Source organism: Neisseria sp. HMSC068C04 (assembly GCF_001810105.1).
In the GTDB taxonomy this organism is placed as follows: domain Bacteria; phylum Pseudomonadota; class Gammaproteobacteria; order Burkholderiales; family Neisseriaceae; genus Neisseria; species Neisseria flavescens_B.
Window position 1 is genome coordinate 1 of record NZ_KV799955.1, and the last position, 307, is coordinate 307.

Genomic DNA, 307 nt, shown 5'->3' on the forward strand with positions numbered 1-307 from the left:
CAGCGGACGGCAAGGCTGCGACAACCGCCGAAGGCTGCCCCCCTAGGCTAATAGGGGGGGAGCAAAATAAAACCCCTAATCCGAAGGGTGCGGAAAAATCGGAGAACCAAGACTTTGAGTTTGAATATTTCAGCCATTTCGTATCGGATGGAAAAGGCAAATTCATCGAAATACCGTTAAGACGTGGAAGGGATGACGGCGCATTTATTGACCAAATCACTTTCACGATTCACGAAGACAGTTTACCGAAAGTAACAGGCAAAGGATTGGTTTCAGATACAGAATTTGTTGTGAAGTATAGCGAGCT

At 46.6% G+C, this 307-nt stretch carries 1 pseudogene; it reads left to right on the forward strand.

Annotated features, from left to right (window positions below):
• Window positions 1-50: 50 nt before the first annotated feature.
• Window positions 51-307, forward strand: a pseudogene (locus tag HMPREF2700_RS06010) (replication initiation factor family protein); the annotation flags it as partial.